The organism is Pseudomonas triticifolii (genome assembly GCF_014358015.1).
Classification (GTDB): domain Bacteria; phylum Pseudomonadota; class Gammaproteobacteria; order Pseudomonadales; family Pseudomonadaceae; genus Aquipseudomonas; species Aquipseudomonas triticifolii.
This window is the reverse complement of record NZ_JACONV010000026.1, coordinates 1-19873: the sequence shown is the minus strand read 5'-3', so window position 1 is coordinate 19873 and position 19873 is coordinate 1. Positions and strand designations below refer to the sequence as shown.

Annotated in this window: 17 protein-coding genes and 1 tRNA gene; 9 read left to right on the top strand and 9 right to left on the bottom strand. The window is 57.1% G+C overall.

From position 1 onward, the window contains the following. Positions 1-8: 8 nt before the first annotated feature. From H8S56_RS21980 to H8S56_RS21955, 6 genes are read left to right on the top strand one after another with little or no spacing between them, the layout of a single operon-like run. Positions 9-2315: a Kelch repeat-containing protein gene (locus H8S56_RS21980; protein ID WP_187519771.1), complete on the top strand. Its 2307-nt coding sequence runs from the start codon at positions 9-11 to the stop codon at positions 2313-2315. Between the two features lie 10 nt (positions 2316-2325). After that, positions 2326-2841, top strand: a complete 516-nt coding sequence (locus tag H8S56_RS21975) for a DUF4376 domain-containing protein (protein WP_187519770.1) — start codon at positions 2326-2328, stop codon at positions 2839-2841. Beyond that, positions 2838-3764 (top strand): hypothetical protein, encoded by a 927-nt coding sequence (locus H8S56_RS21970; protein ID WP_187519769.1) that lies wholly within the window; start codon positions 2838-2840, stop codon positions 3762-3764. Before H8S56_RS21975 ends, H8S56_RS21970 begins: the two co-directional genes overlap by 4 nt. Continuing rightward, positions 3761-4306 carry a baseplate complex protein gene (locus H8S56_RS21965; RefSeq protein WP_187519768.1) on the top strand — a complete coding sequence of 182 codons (546 nt, stop codon included), beginning with the start codon at positions 3761-3763 and terminating at the stop codon, positions 4304-4306. Before H8S56_RS21970 ends, H8S56_RS21965 begins: the two co-directional genes overlap by 4 nt. Continuing rightward, positions 4303-5013, top strand: coding sequence for a hypothetical protein (locus H8S56_RS21960; RefSeq protein WP_187519767.1), 711 nt, complete (start codon positions 4303-4305; stop codon positions 5011-5013). Before H8S56_RS21965 ends, H8S56_RS21960 begins: the two co-directional genes overlap by 4 nt. Continuing rightward, a complete protein-coding gene (locus H8S56_RS21955; RefSeq protein WP_187519766.1) occupies positions 4986-5960 on the top strand; it encodes a phage baseplate assembly protein V in 975 nt (324 codons plus the stop codon). Before H8S56_RS21960 ends, H8S56_RS21955 begins: the two co-directional genes overlap by 28 nt. Positions 5961-5999: 39 nt before the next feature. Here H8S56_RS21955 and H8S56_RS21950 read toward each other — a convergent pair whose 3' ends face one another. The 4 genes from H8S56_RS21950 to H8S56_RS21935 form a co-directional block, all read right to left on the bottom strand. Beyond that, a complete protein-coding gene (locus tag H8S56_RS21950; RefSeq protein ID WP_187519765.1) occupies positions 6000-6809 on the bottom strand; it encodes a hypothetical protein in 810 nt (269 codons plus the stop codon). Between the two features lie 552 nt (positions 6810-7361). Continuing rightward, positions 7362-7997 (bottom strand): DUF3226 domain-containing protein, encoded by a 636-nt coding sequence (locus H8S56_RS21945; protein ID WP_187519764.1) that lies wholly within the window; start codon positions 7995-7997, stop codon positions 7362-7364. Between the two features lies 1 nt (position 7998). Further along, positions 7999-9078 carry an AAA family ATPase gene (locus tag H8S56_RS21940; RefSeq protein ID WP_187519763.1) on the bottom strand — a complete coding sequence of 360 codons (1080 nt, stop codon included), beginning with the start codon at positions 9076-9078 and terminating at the stop codon, positions 7999-8001. A gap of 1096 nt (positions 9079-10174) precedes the next feature. After that, positions 10175-10250, bottom strand: a tRNA-Thr gene (locus tag H8S56_RS21935). Positions 10251-11068: 818 nt separating this feature from the next. Between H8S56_RS21935 and H8S56_RS21930 the strand changes: the two genes are divergently transcribed. Together H8S56_RS21930 and H8S56_RS21925 are read left to right on the top strand one after the other, a co-directional pair. After that, positions 11069-12097: a J domain-containing protein gene (locus H8S56_RS21930; protein ID WP_187519762.1), complete on the top strand. Its 1029-nt coding sequence runs from the start codon at positions 11069-11071 to the stop codon at positions 12095-12097. A gap of 464 nt (positions 12098-12561) precedes the next feature. After that, on the top strand, positions 12562-12885 hold the full coding sequence (locus tag H8S56_RS21925; RefSeq protein WP_187519761.1) for a DUF6124 family protein: 324 nt from the start codon (positions 12562-12564) through the stop codon (positions 12883-12885). 296 nt (positions 12886-13181) lie between these two features. On the opposite strand, the gene H8S56_RS21920 is transcribed toward H8S56_RS21925, so the two are convergent. The 5 genes from H8S56_RS21920 to H8S56_RS21900 form a co-directional block, all read right to left on the bottom strand. After that, a complete protein-coding gene (locus H8S56_RS21920; protein ID WP_187519760.1) occupies positions 13182-14390 on the bottom strand; it encodes a methyltransferase in 1209 nt (402 codons plus the stop codon). Between the two features lie 54 nt (positions 14391-14444). Beyond that, on the bottom strand, positions 14445-15134 hold the full coding sequence (locus H8S56_RS21915; RefSeq protein ID WP_024685596.1) for an ABC transporter permease: 690 nt from the start codon (positions 15132-15134) through the stop codon (positions 14445-14447). Then, positions 15131-15826 (bottom strand): ABC transporter permease, encoded by a 696-nt coding sequence (locus H8S56_RS21910; protein ID WP_024694348.1) that lies wholly within the window; start codon positions 15824-15826, stop codon positions 15131-15133. The genes H8S56_RS21915 and H8S56_RS21910 overlap by 4 nt, the downstream gene beginning before the upstream one ends. 66 nt (positions 15827-15892) lie before the next feature. Continuing rightward, on the bottom strand, positions 15893-16654 hold the full coding sequence (locus H8S56_RS21905) for an ABC transporter substrate-binding protein (protein WP_024685594.1): 762 nt from the start codon (positions 16652-16654) through the stop codon (positions 15893-15895). A 13-nt stretch (positions 16655-16667) separates the two neighbouring features. After that, a complete protein-coding gene (locus tag H8S56_RS21900; protein WP_187519759.1) occupies positions 16668-17441 on the bottom strand; it encodes an ABC transporter ATP-binding protein in 774 nt (257 codons plus the stop codon). 538 nt (positions 17442-17979) lie between these two features. Between H8S56_RS21900 and gabP the strand changes: the two genes are divergently transcribed. Then, positions 17980-19371 carry a GABA permease gene (gene gabP / locus H8S56_RS21895; RefSeq protein WP_187519758.1) on the top strand — a complete coding sequence of 464 codons (1392 nt, stop codon included), beginning with the start codon at positions 17980-17982 and terminating at the stop codon, positions 19369-19371. Positions 19372-19873: the final 502 nt, after the last annotated feature.

Genomic DNA, 19873 nt, shown 5'->3' with positions numbered 1-19873 from the left:
AATTCCCCATGGGGGCAAGCATCACCCTGGCAGGCGAGAGCCTGATTGCACTGAAACAAAGCAAACGCGAGGCCTTGAAGGTGTCGCGCTTCGTGCTAGCCAACATTCCCGGGCTGGACACTTCGCTGCCGATCGACCGTAGCGCAGGCCTGCCGCCGGTCGACCAGATCATGCACAGCGTCCAGGTCACCCGCGAAGGCTACCTGTCGCCTAACCGCGTGGTGTACAGCCTGATGCTGGACAGCTCCACCGGTGACTTCGATTTCAACTGGATCGGTCTGGAAACCGCCGAGCAGGTGCTACTCATCGCAGCCTACGTGCCGCTGCAGCAGAAACGCCGGGAGATCCCGCCCAAGCAGTTCGGCAACAACCTGACCCGCAATATCATCCTGGACTACAACGGCGCGCAGAGCCTGACCGGTATCCAGGTGCCGGCCAGCACCTGGCAGTTCGACTTTTCCGAGAAATTCACCCAGATCGCCGATCAGTTGGCCCAGTTGCGCCTGGACGTCGACAAGAAGGTGAACACCGCCGACCTCAAGTCGCCTGTATCGATTTGCGTTGACGGTCCGGTCCTGATTTACCCGGGATCGACCAACACCTACAAGATCACGGACTTTCACCGGTTCAGCGTCTACAAGGCCGCCACCAACGTGGGCACCGTGACGGTGTCTGCAGACACGGTCACCCTGGTTATTCCATCCGGCGCGGCGGCGGGCCTTGTCACGCTCGATGTTCAGCGCGACGACGCCAAGCTCTCGATCAAGGTCCCGCTGGGATCTGCCACCATCCAGCAACCCACCATCGTATCGCCGGCACCGGGTGCCAGCGGTGTCACGTTCGAACCGACCCTGACGATTTCTGCGTTCACCGTGTTTCCTGCAGGGTTTGATACCCACGTCCAAACCCGCTGGCAGCTCTCGCGTAATGCGGCGTTCACCGACCTGGTGTTCGACATCACCAGCACCACGCAGCTGACGTCGTTCAGCATCAGCGAAGCCGGTTATCGTCTGGACCCGTCCAGGCAGTATTTCTCCCGCGCCATGCAGATGGGGTCCTCGCTCTCGTCCGCGTGGGGCTCGGCCTCGTTCAACACGGCAGCGGTCTACATCCGACGTCCGCTGATCGTGTCGCCCAGCGATGGCCAGCAGAAGGTTATGCCGCGCCTGACCGTCACCACCGATGCATTCAGCGTCAGCGGCGGCACGGACGACCACACGCAAAGCCGTTGGCAGTTCTCGATGCTGGCTGACTTCTCGTCCGGCATCATCGACAGCGGCTGGACCACCACACAGCTCAACGCTTTCACCCCGACCACGGCGCTGGCCAACGGCGCGCAGTATTACGTGCGGATGAAAAAGAAAGGCCGCACGCTGGGGGAAACCGAGTGGTCGCCGGCCGTGCGTTTCACCACCAGTGAACAGCTCAAAGGCATTTATACCCAGCTCAATGGCGGCGCAACGCTGCGTTTTGAGCACAGCGCCGTGCCGATCAACAACAAAATGTATGTCTACGGCGGCTACCACACACAAGGAGCTTCCGCGTACTACCTGACCGATCTGTGGGTTTACGACGTGGCCGGCAACGCCTGGGCACAGTTGACCAGTGGCTTTGGCGGTCGCTACGCCCACTGCGCCGCAGCCCTGGGCGGCAAGATGTACGTATTCGGCGGCCACGGCTGGGGCAATGGCACCGGTAGCAATTACTTGCTGGACCTATCCGTGTACGACCCTGCCACCGACACCTGGAAAGCGCTCGCCACCGGGCCAGCTCCGCGTCGATCCGCAACGATGGTCGCGATCGGCAGCAAGCTTTACGTCTACGGCGGCTACAACACTGCGTATCTAGCCGACTTGTGGGAGTACGACACGGCCACCAACAAGTGGAAACAACTCACCGCATCGCCCAACCTGCGCAGCGACCATACCGCCGTGGTGATCAACGACTGCATGTACGTGTTCGGCGGTACGCGCGGTGCGGGCTACTTCAACGACGTCAGCTTCTACAACCCGGCCACCAACACCTGGACGCAGCTGGGGATCGGCAGCACGCAGCGCACCGAACACGTGGCTGTGGCCATCGGCACCAAGATGTACGTCTTTGGCGGCATGCAAGCGTCGTCGTCCAACGACACCCGGTTCCTCAATGACCTGTGGGTCTATGACGTGCCGGCCAACACCTGGACCCAGCTTGAAGCGGGGGCCACGCGCCGGCAACACGCCACTGCCGTGGCAATGAGCGAGGAAATGTATCTGTTCAGCGGCACCGTCTCGCTGGGCGGTACCGAACTGAACGACCTGTGGCGTATTTCCTGAGGACTGCCGAATGTACATGATTGAAACGTTTGAAAACGGCAGTGCCCTGGTCGTCAACACCGACCCGAACACGCCTTACCGTGCAGTGCATAACGCTGCCGATGAAGCCGAGGCCGAGCGCCTGGTGATCAAGATGAATCAACCCGGCATGCTGAGGCGCCTGGCTGAATATCGCCTGAGCTTTGAGGTAGGAGGCCTGCAGCTGGCTGATGGTCTGCGCGTCCTGACTGATCGAGAAAGCCAAGGGCAGTTGAGCAGCACTTACACAGACCTGAAATACGGGTTGATTCCGAACACTGACTGGAAGGCTGCGAATGGCTGGCAGGTCGTAGACCTCGAAACCATGGAGCCAATCGCCCTAGCTGTGGCGGCGCATCGTCGGGCGTGTTTCCGGGGTGAACGCTTGGTGATGGAGGCCATCGAAGCGGCGGATACGCTCGCCATGCAAGAAGCGATCGACATCAACGCCGATTTCGCAGTGGCTTACCAGAGCGCCTATGCCGAAGTGATGGGCGCAGCGCAATGAACTGGGCACCCGTGACCATGCAGTGGCCCGCCCAGGCCACTCAGTGGATGGACCAAATGGGCGGGCTCAATGACATGGCGGCCGCCCAGCTCGACAGCGCATCTGAACGACTGGGCAGCCTGGCCGGCCAGGTCACCACGGACCTGAGTCTGATCGGCGAGGCGGTCAAAGGCGTGATTGCAACCGGACGCGCCGCCCTGGACGGCCAACTGGGCGAGATTCCCAAGTGTGTGGTGGTCACGCCGTTCCAGAGCGGTGTGGGGCAGGGCACTGGCTACCAGCGCTTCCTGTCGGCTCCCAACCTGGTGCAGCGCCTGGCTGAAAAGCTCGAGGACAACACCGACACCGCCAGACCCACCGGCGAGCAGTACGCCCTGGTGATCCTGTTCCTGGGCACACGCTTTGACCAGATGGCCGGCGTGCTCTCCAAATTCAACGCGCTGCTGCCGATCGCAGAACTGCAGAAGGCCGAGCGCCGTGCACAACACCTGTTCGACCTGGACACGTCGAAGTTGGAAATGCCGAGCGCCGGCACGTTGCCACGCTGGGCCGATCTGCCGCTTGAGCGCTGCACGGTGCTCAAGGAAGCCAGCGCCTCGATCAACGGCCAACTGGCCCGCCTGGAAAGCTACGCGGCCGACAGCTCGCCGCTCGATGACCTGACCGCGCTGGTTCAGCGCAAAGCCGAACAGGCCCTGGCTCAGGACAGCAAGCTTAACGACCTGAAAGAACTGCTCGCCGGCGGCACGCCAGATACCAGCATGCAGGCCCGCCTGCTGGGGCCAGGTGATGCCAGCGAGCTGCGTGCCCAGCTGCTGGACGGCGATGATGGCCCGGGGCATGAATGGGTCCTGTCGTCCGGCGTGATGCTGGTTGGCTCGCTGCAGGGCCTGAGCTTCGTTCGTGAGCTGGTGGGCCTATGACACTCTTGATCAACGGTGAACAAGTCATCGGCAACCGGATGAAGGTCACGGCCAACCTCAAGATCGAGAGCGACGACATGTCCGGGCAAACCAGCGGCACCGAGAAGTCCCACAAAGGCTTCAAGCCCAAGACGCTGACGGTCGCGATGACGATTCCCTTCAAGGACAAGGCCAACCTTCGCACCCTGATGCGACTGGCCGAAGGCACCGAAAGCGGTGGCCAGCTCACCACGTACCGGATCGTCAACGACACGGCCGAGGCCTTCGGGATCCGGCAGGTGGCGTTTTCCGATGGGGTCAGCGCCCGGGAAGACGACAGCCTGTCGCAATGGATCGTCCAGTTCACGCTGTCGGAAAAGCTCTCCAACCCTGAGAAGGTCGAAAACCGGCGCGCCGGCAACGCGGTGACCTCGCAGTCGGCACCTGGTGAAGGTGTCGATGGAGGCGCAGCAGGCGCTGCAGGCGGCACGATGCCGCAAGAACTGACCGGGTTTGAGGCCGTGCTCAAGAAGGTGGACACCTACTTGGGCGGCACGCCATGAGCATGAAGCTGCATAAAGTGCTGACGATCGGCGGCGTGGTGGTGCCCCTGGTGACCGACGATGTTCGCCTCGATTTGAAAAGCCCCGGGCGTGCCACGTTCACCGTCCAGGCCGGCGCGCAGGTCCACGGCCTGGTGACGCTCGATATCGGCTACAACGAAGCCGCGCTGCAGCGTCACTTTATCGGCTACGTCGAGCGCTGCACCGCGGCGAACGGCATCGAGCAGGTGGTGTTCTGCCGTGAGATGGCCGCAGTCCTGGGCAAGTCCCTGCCGCTGAACCTGCGCCACGTGGATTTGCGCGCCGTGCTGACCGAGATCAGCAGCAAGACCGGCCTGCGCTTTCGCGTGCCGGATCAGCCTTACACGAAAGTGAAAGCCCCGTTTTTTTACAGCCTGGCTGCCGGCTATCAGGCGATGGACAGCATGGGTCTCGTGTTCGGTATTCCCGACTTTATGTGGCAGCAGCAGGGCGACGGTGAAGTGTTCGTGGGTTCCTGGGCGGACAGTTTCTTTGGCGTCCGACCGCCGCTGCAGCTCCCTGTCAGCCTGTTTGACGGCTACCAGGGCAATCAAAGCGCGATGGTCTCGGCCCTTCCCGGGTTGCGACCAGGCGTAACTATCAACCAAGGCGAGCGGATCACCAGTGTCACGCTTGCCGGCACACAGATGGCCATCCGATGGACGACGCAATCAAGCGCAGCGTAGAACGCCTTTTTCCCGAACTCACCGGCGGTTATCACCTGCCGCGCTTTGCCCGCGTGGTCGGAGTGGCTGACGCTCCTGCAGGCGCATCGATGTGCGACGACTTCCGGCCACGGTACGCGGTCGACATTGAAGTACTGGGTCAGGACGGTGAAGCCGATCCTGCAGTGCCGTTGCTGGCCGGCGTGCCCTTGCCATTGCCTTCGGGCGGTGAAGAAATGGGCATGTTCGCTTTTCCCCAGGAAGGCACCCAGGTGGTGGTGTGCTTCGCGTATGGCTCGCCCAGCAAGCCCTACATCCAAACGATCCTGCCGCACGGCCTGAGCCTGCCCAAGGTGCCGAAGGGTGACCAGGTGTGGCAGCACAGCGATGCAGTGCAGCAACGCGTCGACGCGGACGGCAACTGGCTGCGCCTGACTGACGGCAAGATCCGCGACCACGCGATCGAGCGCGAAGTGGAAGCCCTGGGTAACAGCGAGAAGTACCAGAGCCACGTCCAGGACGTGGAGAACCATTCCACCGAGGAAGTGGGGGGCATCAAGAAGATCAACGCCCTGGGCGCGCTAAAGCTCAATTCAGCCGGTACCGCCACACTCGCTGCAGTCGATGACATGCACCAGGCGACTGGGCGCGACCTCAACGTCGTGGTGGGCAACAAGCATAACGCGTCGATAGGCGGCGATATGTCGGAGAGGATCCAAGGACTGCGCGAAAGCATAAGCAAAGAGAGCCAACGCTTGCAGGCGCCAAAGAACTGGGTTGGGTCGAGTAACGTAAACATTTTTAGGGCACTCTGTGACACCCTGGATCTGCTGCAAGAGATGAACGCGCAAATCGCTGCGCATGTCCACCCGCAAGTGGGGCAGCCACCGGTAAATGCATCTGCATTCACTAGTAACGCATTGAGAGTTGTCGAGGTGTCCGGCCCACTCAAACTAATTACGATTTAGCTGCCAGTTGCGAGATGTAAAATTGTCACATACGAGATTTTAATTAGTAAGTCCAGCTCTTATCTGTCTAAGCTTATAAAGACTGTATAGCAGTGGCGCTTGGGTGTACATATCGGCTTTATTTAGCGTGCCATATAAAAGATCATTAAGGTTTTTATTGTCAAAAAACTCACTGTACATACTGTCGACCCAGCTCCATCTAGATGTATCGAGCTTGCTAGAAATTTCCGGATCTAAAACTACCATTTTAACCCTGAAGCTAAAGTTAAGTATGTCAGAAAGCTTTTCAGGGATTGTGGGGTTGAGTCGCGTGTCACATGCGTGGACTAGGTCTTTTTTAATGCCAGCATTCGGCAAAAATACAAAGTGTGATAAAAATCTTATCCGAGGTCTGAATTCATTAAAGTACATGTCTTGCCAGTGCATACGGGCGATTCCCTTAACTATGTCCTCTCGCATCGCCGAGAAAATCTCTCTATAATCAGCCGCTTGATTGCATAGCTTTGTGAAGTCTCTGTCGTAATTGTCTGGCGAAGCGTCACCCTCGGTAACCTTAACTATTAGTAAAGACATGCTTTGGACCAATGCACGACATTCTACTGATAGCACTGCTTGTCGATCCTTTTGTTTATTTTCATTGTATTGCCTAAAGCCTATGTAAAAAGCTCCGGCAGTTGCCATTTGAGCTATGAGAGTAAAAAAATCAAACAGCCTGAACTCCCAAAATTTTGAAGGGAAATCCATGATTAATACTGCAAGCGCTATTTGAATAGAGAAGATTGTCGTTATTATAACTAACGGTTGAGCAAATATGCTTTTCTTGGCTTTGACGCTTTTCTCATACAGCATTCGCTTTCCTTATCGACTTACTTGTTGATGATGGCTGTCATGCTAGTGGCAATTTTTTTTGCTATACGGAAGTTTTTGCGATCGAACAAAATGTTAGCCGAAAATCTTTTCTTACAAAATCAAATTTATGTATGCATGACGTAATTAAAATCATAACAATTGCTTTCGCGAGACAGCCCCTCATTGCCCAGTTGGGGGGGCGATGATATAAGCCAGTACCACGCACGCCAATTAAAGCATATGGCTCAAATCGTCACCATTGAACACCTGCGAAAAGCACATTGAATTGGATTAATAAAAGGCACTTTATAATTGGCTCCAAATTTTTGCGACAGCGAAGCTTTGTCACTGACAAGCACCGTCCGCCCTACTATTGCAACTGAGTTACAATTCCATGCCTGATTATCATCGAAAGTTAATCAGTACAACCTACATCTGTCAGAAAATATTAGAAATTCGGCGTACGGGGGCAGCCACTACCGTGTTCGTTCTGAGAAAGAAGCATTCTGTCCCATCACTAAATTTTACGTTTAGCTTACTTCGTAATCGCGATTAACTACGGTCGAACAAGGCAACCAAAAAGTCTTTGAATAACAAGGCAATAGGTTGAGTCGGATCTAGAGCTCTTGCTTTAACCGCTAATCCTAGTGGCATCCCTGGCTCATCCTGCCATGCTAAGAACGTATGAATTGCTGCTTTTGCAGCATGGGTAGAAGTAAAGCTTGTATGGCCATCTGCTGCAGCCTCACGCACGCATTTTTGAGCAAAGTCAATAGAGCTTTGAGGGGCAAGGCGCATACAAAAGTCTTCCAACATTCCATCAATTTCGTTATCTGGCATGAGCCAGATTCCTATGACCGGCCGATCAACTGCTGTTAATATCGTTCCGTTTTTCTCAGGCCGCTGTGGAACAATGTACCCGGAGTTAGAAAGTAAGCTGCTGACGCTTTGCCACTTCGAGCTCAGGCTCGGAGCGTCTGCATCTAAAATCACACCCACTTTATGCAAGGGTTCGGATCCTGCTAGCAATGCGTTCAAACGTTGCATTACTTTTAAGTCAGACTCACAGTCGTATATCCCGAAAAAATCCGGGAGTTTAAAATATTCACATAATGCAAATACCAAGTGGGCATCATTTTTCCCTTCTACCAATAAAACATTTGGTCCTTTGTGTTTTATGGTGCTCACCTCATCGCACCTCTACATCTGTTTCGATAGAGTCTTTAAGTAGGTCAAAATTATACTCTCTGACCGTAGCCTCTCCATTTTTCTTCTGTACTCGCGCAAAATATCCTACATTGCGGTCGGAGCTCCATATCTTCTCAAAACTCTCGATGCAATCCCGGCTGTGCGTGGTGGCAAAGACCTGTACATTCAATCTCTCTGAAAGTTTGAATACCAGCGACCAGACTGCGGCCTGCACACTCCAATGCAATCCATTTTCAAACTCGTCAATTATTAATACATTATTTTTTGCGTTTACTAACGATAGAATGATTTGAAGTATTCTGCTCATCCCATCTCCTAAACTTTTTAATGATACAGGTTCTGGACTTCCTGCAACTTTAACTAGGGCTACTCTTGTTCTAGAGTCAGAGCCAACAAAAGCCAATCCTTCTACGTCCGGCTCGATTAACTTTAGTCCAGAGATAACATCTTTTTCAGCATCTGTAAGGCTGATCGAATCCCATAGCATTGCGAGATCACGATCGCTTATCCCTTTAGTTGGGATGAAGTAAACGGAGGGCGACGCTCTTAAAGCAGTAGGGTGAAAATTAGCCCTTCGCAAGCTATTGTAACGACTTAATCTAGTAACTCGTCTCGTTGTTAGTTTATTAGATATAACGAGGCACGGCTCTAGAAACTCCGGCTCTACATCTACGCCATCAGGGATCGGACTTAAAGTGGTGGCTGGTCCATCTATTTCTATGTGGTAGTTTTTAATTCTAATTTCGAGGGATCTGTCATCCCCCGTAGATGCCAAGCTGAAGCCCAGCTTACCTACCTCAGGGAGTGTATGACCAAAGAATAGGTGCCGTAACGGATTATCTTCAGAAAGGTCTTCGTCAGCATTCCAGTTTTCTTGCCGAGAAGAATGTATCTCAGGTAGATATTTTGGAGACATCTGGCTGAAAAATAGCACGAATGCTTCAAGAAGCGCACTCTTGCCAGCACTATTCTTACCCACAAATAAGTTCACACGCCTTAGCTGCGTGAGCTCAATATTTTTGAAGTGTCTGAACCCAGACACCTTAAAGTCTTGGATCATAACCATGCTCCACGTCTTGCAAAAATGGTATCAAATTCTACGAGTATAGAGGATTTGGGGAGGAGACGTGGGATCTCGTTTCCGCCTTGAGTCACACATTCTACGTGTCGAAAGCCGCTGCCATCCGACTATTCGCAACAAAAAATCTTTCAAAAAAGCACTTATCCCCCTCCCGCCGACGGGCTTCGCGTGATTTTTTTGTGCAATCCGCCGCGTGGTGCAAACGAGGCTGCAGCCCGCGCCGCCCTTGGGCCTGTGCAGGTGATCGGCATTTTCATTTTGTGAAAGGTTTTGCAAAGGAATGAAGCGCGATTGCACAGCGGCCCGCTGACGAGGTGAAAGCGGCAAGAAGCTGGCACCCCCGAATTCATTGGGCGAAAAATTCGAAAACGGGAGTTTGGGTGCGTTTTCGAAATTGCGATCAATCAGTTCAAGCTCGGACAGCCCTATCGCTGTCGACCAAATTAAAAGCCTGTAGGTCAGGCGGGCTGGGGGCTGTAGCTGTTTCTCCCCATTTCACAAGCCTGCGCATCTCAAGCGGTCGCATCGTCCTTCCTTCGTGATATCAAAAAACGGGCAGGCGAACCGATCTCATGTGTTTTTGAGTGATGGCAAAGTGGAATTTCAGGAGGGCGTCGGGGATAGGGTAATTTGGTAATTTTGAGATTCGGTCGCCCTATAAGCCTTATGAGACGTGGCTTACAGCGATTACTGAGGGGGGTAATAAGGGGTAATCTGGAAGGTAATTTATTTATAAGTTATTGATTTATAACGATATTTTTTAAAATGGAAATTACCCCGCCTAAAAGTAATCATCTTACTAATCAATTACCATAAAATTACCATTAACAATGTCTCTCAAGCCCTTGATTTTAAAGGCTTTCAGAGTATTTCAAAAAAACGATTACCAAAATTACCATTTCCCGAGGGGTCAACCTGAAAACGGCGAGGTGTAGCGGAGGGAGGTGCCAAGTCTGACGCTTCAGTGGCTGCGAGCACAAGCGTTCACTGTGCTGCTCACGCTCGCTTGTTACGTGGCTTGTTACGTGTAGCGGACAAACAAAAGGCCTGCATCGCTGCAAGCCTTTGTTTTGTATGGTGCCGGCACCAGGAGTCGAACCCGGGACCTACTGATTACAAGTCAGTTGCTCTACCAACTGAGCTATACCGGCGTGATGGGCTGCGAGTATATAGAGTCTGATGCGCTTGTAAAGCCTAGCTGTCTGATTCAGTTGAAAAATTTTTGCCATCGGGGCGGCGAGGGGGTGGTTTGCAGGACGGGGGTTATTGTGGGTGCGGGACGTTTCCTTGGGTTTTGGCGGATTAGGCGGCTTGGTGGCGGTAATAAGGGTTTTTTGCGGTATCGGTTCAGGCGTCTGTCGAGGCGGGTGATGGCGATGGAGGGGCGGGGATTTTTAACTCGGGCAGGCGAATAAGGGGGTTGGGCGCTGGTGGCGTTGTGGTGTGTTTGGGTGGTCGGGAAGGCTTGGGGGCTTTTGGGCGGGTTGCAGGGTGTGGGGGCTTTGCATAGGCTTGTTCTCAACGGCCCAAGCCACTGAGTCAGCGGCGAGGGGCGTTCACTTTTCAGTTCTGGATAAAGGATTATCCGATGAATGATACGAAGGATCGTTGCAGGGTTTCGGGGATGCAGTACACCGGAAGCCAGCCATTCACTGAGAAGCGGTTGCAGGATATTGGTAACGACGTTTTGCCCGGTCGGGCATGCGTCAGGTGATAGAGAGGCTATGCATTGCCGTCTGAATCGCATGAATGTGCGTCTGGACGCTGATGAAGTCATCACCGGGTCGGGATCGTCAAGGTCGCTTCGGCGGGTGTGAAGGTCTCGATGCTTTAAAACGATGCCCGGGTCTCAGGACCCGGGCATTTTTTTTTGGTTTGTATCGGGTGTGTAGCATTGCGATTGGAGTTCGGGCGTTTTTGGCCGATATAGCTGTATCAAAATGGCAGTCGGCGATGGACAGCTAGTGCAATGCAGAGAACGCCCACGCATTACGAGCTGCTGAATGTCGCTCGCGATGCCTCTCCTGATCAGATCAAGAAGGCTTATCGCAAGATCGCTCAGAAGCTGCACCCGGACAGGAATTCCGACCCTTATGCCTCGGACATGATGGGCATCGTCAACGCGTCTCACGATGTGTTGGCCGATGCGGGCAGGCGCGCGGCGTATGACGCGCAGCTTGTGGCCGATGAGCAGAAGGCACGTGAAGAAGCTGCGCGCCGCCAGCAGGTGCAGGCGGCGCGTGGGCGTGCTGCTCATGGTTACGCCGCTGCCGCTGCGTCTATGTCTTCTGCCGGGCACAGCCCTGCCTACCATGGCCCCGAACGACGACGGGCCAGTGCCTCCTCAAGTGCTTCCAGCTCTTCAAGCCCACCCAACCGTCAGCGGCGCAACAGTGCGTGGCGATGGGCAACGGTGTTCGTGATGTGTTGCGCGGCCGGTGCCTGGATGGGCTACGACCCTAATGCACGTAAGTCGTTTGTGCCGACTGAATCCGTGCCGGTCGTGCAAACCTGGGTCAAGCCTGCGCCGGTCGTGGTGGATGCGCCTGCAGCGGTCGCCGAGCAGCCGGTGGAGGCTGTGGTGCCTGAGTGTGAGGTGCCGACGGTCGATCCGATGGGCGCGCCCTGGCCGCAGAAGGCCGGTTATGTGAAGGACATGCCCACGCTCAAGGACAACGGCTGGTCGCAGATCACGGTGGATAACACGGCGGGCGGTTCGGCGGTGTACGCCAAGGTGACGGATGCGGTGGGGCGTAAGGCGTTTCGTCATGCGTTCGTGCCGGTGGGTGCGACGTTCACGTTCAGCAAGATGGACGCGGGGCTGTACCTGCTCAAGTACAAGATGCTGGACACGGGCTGTGCGTTTGCGTCGGGGCGGATTTTGCTGGAGGAAACGCCGATGGGCAGCCAGATCAAGTCCAGTGCGTACAAGTTGACGCTGCGCAAGTTGCAGGGGCGCAGCGTGCCGTTCACGCGGTTGAGGGACGATCAGTTTTAAGACCGGTTTGCGGATCATCCGCCGTTCTTGAAATATTAGTCGGCAAGCTGCCTTACGCTGTTGCGTGTCTGCCTGGAGCCAGTGCGATGTCAAAAGCGCGCAGAGCGCTTCCCTCAAATCGGCCGCCCGCTCACGCTTTGCAACGCTTTCAGGCGGTTTTTTGCAGGTTTTGTCTCTTTCCTTTGACGGACATTTCCGAGAGAATCCCGGCCCGCTTGTGCCTTTGGGTCTGTGCTCTTACCCTCCCTCCGTCGCTGCCTATCAGCGATCGGGTTTAGTAGCCCGCACCGAGTTAAGGCATCACAACCGTGTCTCCATCTGGCGTTTGCCGATGTTATGGCGGCTGTGCGCTTGGCGCCTTCGGGTGCGCCGGTTACTTAGCTCGCCGGTCTACTAACTCGCGTACAGTCGCCGCCTTTCGTTTAGTAGCGATCAGGCAGCGACTTCATGGAAGGAGCTAAAAGATGGTCAAAGTAACCCCCGATCCACCCCCGCAATCGTCCACCGCCCCGATCTTCGACCAGGCCGTCGTCAATCGCGCCATGGCGTGTTACTTGCCGACCGGTCGATCCCGCAAGGATCCTCAAGACAAGACCAGCGATTACATCAGCCTGGAATCAACGCTGCTGCACGCCCTCGACTTTCTGCGCTGCGCGTCGGCAACGGCTTACGAGTTGGGCGATGAATTGAACGGCTCAAGACGCGATCTGGCCTTCGCCGCCATGCACATGGTGGAGATGGCCAAAGTGATGGTCGAACGGTCGCTGGACTGCGTGGAAGAAGTCTGAAAAACGGCGTCAAATCGGGTCGTGCGCCGGTGTTTGCCAGCGCACGATTTTGCCCCCTGACAGGCCTGTTTCAGAGCCTTTACTAAATCTTTATGCACAATTCCCGCATAAACGTTTGCACACATGGCCGCAAGTGTGTACTTGTCCGATGTCTCTCGCAAACCACTGTTTTTGCGGGTTCCTGACAGCACGGCCAGGAATAATCAGGGGCTTGAGTAACTGGCGCGCCAAGCTTTATTGCACTCGTCGGAATTTTCATCAACAGACTTATCCACAGGATGTTCTGTTGATTTCCTTCACAGCCTGTGGGCCAGAATCAGCAGGTTACGCGGGGTGACCTGAGCGTCACAAAACGTCCCGACCCTGACCTTGTAACCCTGCTCCTGAACATAAAGCGCCCGGTCCAGTACCAGCCACATTTCCAGAGGTCGCCTGAACAGATTGCGGACCTGCTCAAGGTTGCGCACTTGGGCCAGTCGTTGCCAGCCCGCCGCTTCCAGTTTCGCCCAGTCTTGTACGCCTGGCTCGGGCAAGTTTTTCAATCGCGACAGATGGCAGCAATAGTCTGAAAAGGGCACATCCAGCCAGGCAACGGGCAGTGAGGGCGTGGGCAGATAGTCGTCGCTGCCGCGCAGCGTGCGTTGCAACAGGTCAAAACCCAAACGTCGCGCCATGGACGTGTCCCGCTGGCGGCGGACCCGAGCGCCTGCGGTCACGGTTTCGCTCAGCGGCAGGCCCAGCTCATCACGCGACAGCTTGAGCCCCGAAGCCAGGCCTTCGATGGACAGTGGCTGATAGTCGGCGTGACGCGTGCGGTTGTAACAGCAGGGCGCAATGGCCAGCTGTTGGCAGCCGGTCTGGCTGGCCAGTTGCATCAATTGCACATGCAGATCGCCACAGGCGTGCAGCGCCACCGGGCTGTGGTGCGGTTGCAGGCTGCGCCAGGCATCGTCAGCCATGACGTCCTGCTGCACATGCCTGGCCTCGATGCCCTGACGTGCGCTGAGGTTCAGGCCTGCTTCGACCAGTGCCGCGTCGCGTTCCAGGCAGGTCAGTTGCTGGCTGCGGCCGGTCAGGCGGCGACCCAGATGGCCTTTGCCTGCGCACCAGTCCAGCCAGTGGGTGTTGGGCTGCCGGGTGTCGAGGTGACGGGCGAAGGCTTCGATCTGTTGCCATTTACGCCCCGGTACGTCCACGCTCATGCGCGGCTCGGCGGGCGCGAGCGGGAAGGCGGGCAGTTCGCCCACTTGGCTCAAGGCTGCGGCTTCGGCGGCCAGTTGCGTGAATGGGAAGGGCGCGTCGAGCTGTTCAGGGGCCGCGTCTGCCTGGTCGAGGGTGCGTTGGCGCAGCCAGTCGGCCAGTTCGGGGTGTTGAGCTTCCCAGGGCAGACGCAGGTGGGTGAACGGCTTGGGTCGCCACAGCCCCTGATGCGCGAACAGGAAGCTGTCCAGCGCACCAAAGTGGCTGCGAAGCTGATCGTTCTGCAGGCTGGTTTCAGAGGTCATGGTCGGTGGCTTCGCGTGTGAGGGCTGGCTGAATGAAAGCCAGCCCTCTTCATATCAGCGACCTTGGCTCGCGTCTACGCGTAACAGCTTTTCCAGCAGCCGGAAGCCCTGCACCAGCACGAAGGCCATGACGAGGTAGAACAGGCCGGCGGCGAAAAAGATCTCAACAGGCATGTAGGTGCGCGCAATGATCGTGCGCGCCATGCCGGTCAGTTCCAGCAGCGTGACGGTGCTGGCCAGTGCGCTGGCCTTGAGCATCAGAATCACTTCGTTGCTATAGGCGGGCAGGCCGATGCGGGCGGCACGTGGCAGGACGATGTAGAACAGCGCCTTCCACTTCGACATGCCCAGCGCCCGCGCTGCCTCGACCTCTCCGGCTGGCACGGCCTGGATGGCACCGCGCAGGATTTCCGCGATGTAGGCGGCCGTGTGCAGGGTCATGGTGATGACGGCACACCAGAACGGGTCGCGCAGGTAAGGCCACAACGCGCTTTGGCGCACGGCGTCGAACTGCGCCAGGCCGTAGTAGACCAAAAACAGCTGAACCAGCAGCGGCGTGCCCCGGAAGAAGAAAATGTAGGCATACGGCAGCGCACGCACCGGCCAGTGTCGTGAGGCGCGGGCGATGCCCATCGGAATCGCGAGGATCAAGCCTGCGATGACCGCAATCGCCACCAGTTCCAGCGTCAGGGTCGCGCCCTGGGCCAGGCGTGGCAGCCATTTTATGATGACTTCCCAGTTCATGACGCGCTCCTCGCAAAGCCGCGAGCGGCGCGTTTTTCCAGGAAGTACATGCCGATCATCGCCAGCACGGTCAGGCCCAGGTACATGATGGCCGCGACCATATAGAAGGTGAACGCCTGCTTGGTGAAGCCCACGGCGATCTGCGCGTGACGCATGATTTCTTCAAGGCCGATCACCGAGACCAGCGCGGTGTCTTTCATCAGGATCATGAACAGGTTGCCCAGGCCGGGCAGGGCGATGCGCCACATCTGCGGCAGGATCAGCTTGTAGAGAATGCGCGTGCGCGACATGCCCAGCGCAAGACCCGCTTCGCGATGGCCTTTGGGAATGGCGAGGATTGCGCCGCGAAACACCTCGGTGGCGTAGGCACCAAAGCACAAACCCAGCGCGATGACGCCAGCGGCGAAGGCGCTCAGGGCCAGGTCCGGCTTGCCGAACAGCTCGCCCAGCGCGCGCATGCCGTTGACGGTGCCGAAGTAAATCAGCAACACCCAGAGCAGTTCGGGAACGCCGCGCACGAGGGTTGAGTAGGTACCGCCCAGCCATTGCAGGGGCTTGTAAGGCGAAGTCTTGGCCAGTGCGCCGAGCAGTCCGAGCACCAGCCCAAGGCACAGGGCCGAGAGTGCCAGTTGGACCGTCATCAGCGCGCCAGCCGCAAGGGCCGGGCCGAATCCGTGGAGATCAATGTTCATGGGCAGGCTTTTTCAGGACATGTCGCCGCGCTTCGGGGTGAAGCCGCGGCGACGCTGTCAGGTGAATCAGAGAATGCTGAAAGGGAAGTACTTGTCGTTGATCTTCTTGTAGGTGCCGTCAGCGATGATTTCTTTCAGTGCCTCGTTCAGGCGCTCACGCAGTGGATCGCCCTTGCGCACGGCAATGCCGATCTTGTCATTCTGCTCGACAGGCTCACCCTTGAACTCGAAGTTCTTGCCGGCATCGCTTTTCAGCCATTCGTAGCTGACGTACTTGTCGGCAAGCATGGCGTCAACGCGACCGGAGGTCAGGTCGAGGAAGGCGTTTTCCTGAGTGTCGTAGAGCTTGGCGTCGAGAATGCCCAGCTTGTCTTCCAGCCAGGTGCTGGCCAGCGTCGAGCGCTGTGCGCCGACCGCCTTGCCGGCAAGGCTTTCTTTGGCCTTGTCGATGGACGAAACGTCGAGGCTGGAGGTTTTCGGTGCGATGAACTGCAGCTTGTTCGAGTAGTACGGGTCGGTGAAGTCCACCACCTGCTTGCGTTCGTCGGTGATCGACAGCGAGGAGATCAGGAAGTCGAACTTCTGTGCATTAAGGGCCGGGATGATGCCGTCCCAGTCAGAAGTCACCACCTGGCATTCGACCTTGAGCTTGGCGCACAGGGCCTGGCCGATCTCATAGTCGAAACCGACGACCTGACCGCTTGCATCCTTGTTGTTGAACGGCGGGTAGGCCGCTTCGATACCCATTTTCAGGGTTTCGGCAAAAGCACTGGTCGTGAAAGCCAGGGTGGCCGCTGCGACCAGCAGGATTTTCTTGTACGTCTGCATGGGTGTTGCTCCGTTAGCGGTGACTCGACATGAATTGTTTACACCTTACCGACAGCGGGTTCTCGAACACTTGCTGCGGTGTGCCCTGTTCTTCGACCATTCCTTGATGCAAAAAGACGATTTCACTTGAAACCTGGCGTGCAAAGTTCATTTCGTGGGTCACCAGCAGCATGGTGCGGCCTTCTTCGGCCAGGGCGCGGATGACGTTGAGCACTTCCTGAACCATTTCCGGGTCGAGTGCCGAGGTCGGCTCGTCGAACAGAATGACTTTAGGCTGCATGGCCAGCGTTCGGGCGATGGCCGCGCGTTGCTGCTGGCCTCCCGAAAGCTGGGCCGGATACGCATGGCGCTTGTCGCCGATACCGACCTTGGCCAGCAGTGCTTCGGCGACTTCGATGGCTTCAGCCTTGCTCTGGCCCAGCACGCGACGCGGCGCTTCGATAATGTTGTCGAGCACGCTCATGTGCGGCCACAGATTGAAGTTCTGGAACACGAAGCCGATTTCGCTGCGCAGGCGATTGATCTGTTTGTTGTCGGCGGCAACCAGTTCGCCATTGCGGGCGGTCTTGAGCTTGAGTTCTTCGCCTGCGACCAGAATCTGGCCTTGATGCGGGTTTTCCAGCAGGTTGATGCAGCGCAGCAAGGTGGACTTGCCGGAACCGGATGAGCCCAGAATCGAGATGACGTCACCTTCACGCGCCGTCAGCGAGATGCCCTTGAGCACCTCAAGCTGGTCATAGCGTTTGTGCAGGTTGCGGATTTCCAGGGCGGGCGTGGCCTCAGCCATGTGGGGTCCTCATAGGGGTGTGCGCTCTTTTCTGCGAGGCGAGCGCCAAGCTAGCACAGCGTTCAAAAGACAACCAACTGCGTGCAAGGGTGAATGTGACAGCGTTTTACAGGTTGCCGCATCGTCGCAGCAGACCGTCGCCGAAGGGCACGCCGTCGCGTGGATCGAGTACCCGTTGCCGGTGGGCGTGCGCGAAAAAGGCGCGATGTTGCCAGCTTTGACCCTCTGTTGGAAGCAGCTTTTGCCAAGTGGTATGGGGTGGTGCGCACCATTGATGCGCTTTTTTGTTGCGCGTGTATCTTTTCGGTGCGCTCGCGTGGATGACTTTTGGGGCGTTCGGTAACAAATCCTACGCCGTAGACCAAAATTTCATTCTGTCCACTCCCGGCCTGTTCGGCTCCAGCCCTTGTGTTTCAGGAGCGACGTCGTTTTTGAAATATTTTGGCGCATTTCTTGCGTCAAGAATAAAGAACGGCACCGTTGCTTTATTTTTACGAGGCGCATCGGTGTGCTTCGCTCGTCTTGCACAGGTGGTTTTATGAGCAATACCGCTAACTCTTCCGAGCTCGAACAAGGGCTGAAACCTCGACACATCACGATGCTGTCGATCGCAGGCGTCATCGGCGCGGGTCTGTTCGTCGGCTCCGGCCATGCGATTGCCGAAGCCGGACCTGCCGTGCTGCTGGCGTATGCCGCAGCGGGTACGCTGGTGGTACTGGTCATGCGCATGCTGGCCGAAATGGCCGTTGCCTCGCCTGACACCGGGTCGTTTTCGACCTACGCCGACCGCGCCATCGGGCACTGGGCCGGTTTCACCATCGGCTGGTTGTACTGGTGGTTCTGGGTGCTGGTGATTCCGCTGGAGGCCAATGCGGCTGCGACCATTCTGCATGCCTGGTTCCCGGACATCGCGATCTGGATGTTCACGCTGGTCATCACACTGCTGCTGACAGCGACCAACCTCTTTAGCGTGAAGAACTACGGCGAGTTCGAGTTCTGGTTCGCGCTGATCAAGGTGGTGGCGATCATTGCCTTTGTGGTGCTGGGTGTTGCAGCCATCTTTGGCCTGCTGCCGACCAGCAACGTCAGCGGCGTCAGCCATCTGTTCGACACCGGCGGCTTTTTGCCGAACGGCATGGGCGCGGTGCTGGCGGCGATGCTGACCACCATGTTCTCGTTCATGGGCACCGAGATCGTGACCATTGCGGCGGCGGAATCCAAGAACCCGGGCAAGCAGATCACCAAGGCCACCAATTCGGTGATCTGGCGGATCTTCCTGTTTTATCTGGTTTCGATTTTCATCGTTGTGTCGCTGGTGCCGTGGAACGATCCGCGTCTGGCTGAAGTGGGCTCGTACCAGACAGTGCTGGATGCCATGGGCATTCCGAACGCCAAGCTGATCGTCGATCTGGTGGTGTTGGTGGCGGTGACCAGTTGCCTGAACTCGGCGCTGTATACGGCTTCGCGCATGCTGTTCTCGCTGGGCAAGCGCGGTGATGCACCGGCAATGTCCAAGCGCACCAGCAAGGGCGGCACGCCTTACTGCGCAGTGCTGCTGTCGACTGCAGCGGCGTTCCTGACCGTGTTTGCCAACTATGTTGCACCGGCGGCAGTGTTCGACTTCCTGCTGGCCAGCTCCGGCGCCATTGCGTTGCTGGTGTACCTGGTGATCGCCGTTTCGCAATTGCGCATGCGTCAGAAGCGTATTGCGGCAGGCGAACCCATCGACTTCAAGATGTGGCTGTTCCCGTGGCTGACCTGGCTGGTGATCTTTTTCATCGTCGCGGTGCTGACGATCATGCTGATCCAGGAAGACCATCGCATCGAGATCATCGCGACCGGCGTGCTCAGCTTGCTGGTAGTCGGCGCGGGCCTGACCGTCTCCCGTCGCCGCAAGGCTGCACGTGTCGGGGCTGCTGCGCTGGGGTGATGTGACCTGGATCTGATGATGTCCAGGACGTTCCGCTGTCTCGGGTCGTGGGAGTGGACTTGTCCACGAAAAGGCCTGTGCATTCGGTAGAGATGTCGCGCCGGACACACTGACTTCGCGGACAAGTCCGCTCCCACTTCGCTCCGCGTTGGCACTCTGTCCAGGATGCTCCGCTGTCTCGCTGCACACACACACAGGACCGTGGGAGTGGACTTGTCCACGAAAAGGCCAGTGCATTCGGTAGAGATGTCGCGTCTGACACACTGCCTTCGCGGACAAGTCCGCTCCCACTTCGCTCCGCGTTGGCACTCTGTCCAGGATGCTCCGCTGTCTCGCTGCACACACAGGACCGTGGGAGTGGACTTGTCCACGAAAAGGCCAGTGCATTCGGTAGAGATGTCGCGTCTGACACACTGCCTTCCCGGACAAGTCCGCTCCCACTTCTCTCCGCGTTGGCACTCTGTCCAGAGCGCTCCGCTGTCTCGCTGCACACACACAGGAT

Excerpts from the sequence above, each read along its gene's own strand:
- H8S56_RS21905 (WP_024685594.1), bottom strand. The coding sequence starts at position 16,654 with ATGCAGACGTACAAGAAAATCCTGCTGGTCGCAGCGGCCACCCTGGCT.
- H8S56_RS21900 (WP_187519759.1), bottom strand. The coding sequence starts at position 17,441 with ATGGCTGAGGCCACGCCCGCCCTGGAAATCCGCAACCTGCACAAACGC.
- H8S56_RS21980 (WP_187519771.1), top strand. The coding sequence starts at position 9 with ATGGGGGCAAGCATCACCCTGGCAGGCGAGAGCCTGATTGCACTGAAA.
- H8S56_RS21915 (WP_024685596.1), bottom strand. The coding sequence starts at position 15,134 with ATGAACTGGGAAGTCATCATAAAATGGCTGCCACGCCTGGCCCAGGGC.
- H8S56_RS21920 (WP_187519760.1), bottom strand. The coding sequence starts at position 14,390 with ATGACCTCTGAAACCAGCCTGCAGAACGATCAGCTTCGCAGCCACTTT.
- H8S56_RS21940 (WP_187519763.1), bottom strand. The coding sequence starts at position 9,078 with ATGATCCAAGACTTTAAGGTGTCTGGGTTCAGACACTTCAAAAATATT.
- H8S56_RS21910 (WP_024694348.1), bottom strand. The coding sequence starts at position 15,826 with ATGAACATTGATCTCCACGGATTCGGCCCGGCCCTTGCGGCTGGCGCG.
- gabP (WP_187519758.1), top strand. The coding sequence starts at position 17,980 with ATGAGCAATACCGCTAACTCTTCCGAGCTCGAACAAGGGCTGAAACCT.
- H8S56_RS21930 (WP_187519762.1), top strand. The coding sequence starts at position 11,069 with ATGCAGAGAACGCCCACGCATTACGAGCTGCTGAATGTCGCTCGCGAT.
- H8S56_RS21970 (WP_187519769.1), top strand. The coding sequence starts at position 2,838 with ATGAACTGGGCACCCGTGACCATGCAGTGGCCCGCCCAGGCCACTCAG.
- H8S56_RS21960 (WP_187519767.1), top strand. The coding sequence starts at position 4,303 with ATGAGCATGAAGCTGCATAAAGTGCTGACGATCGGCGGCGTGGTGGTG.
- H8S56_RS21925 (WP_187519761.1), top strand. The coding sequence starts at position 12,562 with ATGGTCAAAGTAACCCCCGATCCACCCCCGCAATCGTCCACCGCCCCG.
- H8S56_RS21955 (WP_187519766.1), top strand. The coding sequence starts at position 4,986 with ATGGACGACGCAATCAAGCGCAGCGTAGAACGCCTTTTTCCCGAACTC.
- H8S56_RS21965 (WP_187519768.1), top strand. The coding sequence starts at position 3,761 with ATGACACTCTTGATCAACGGTGAACAAGTCATCGGCAACCGGATGAAG.
- H8S56_RS21950 (WP_187519765.1), bottom strand. The coding sequence starts at position 6,809 with ATGCTGTATGAGAAAAGCGTCAAAGCCAAGAAAAGCATATTTGCTCAA.
- H8S56_RS21975 (WP_187519770.1), top strand. The coding sequence starts at position 2,326 with ATGTACATGATTGAAACGTTTGAAAACGGCAGTGCCCTGGTCGTCAAC.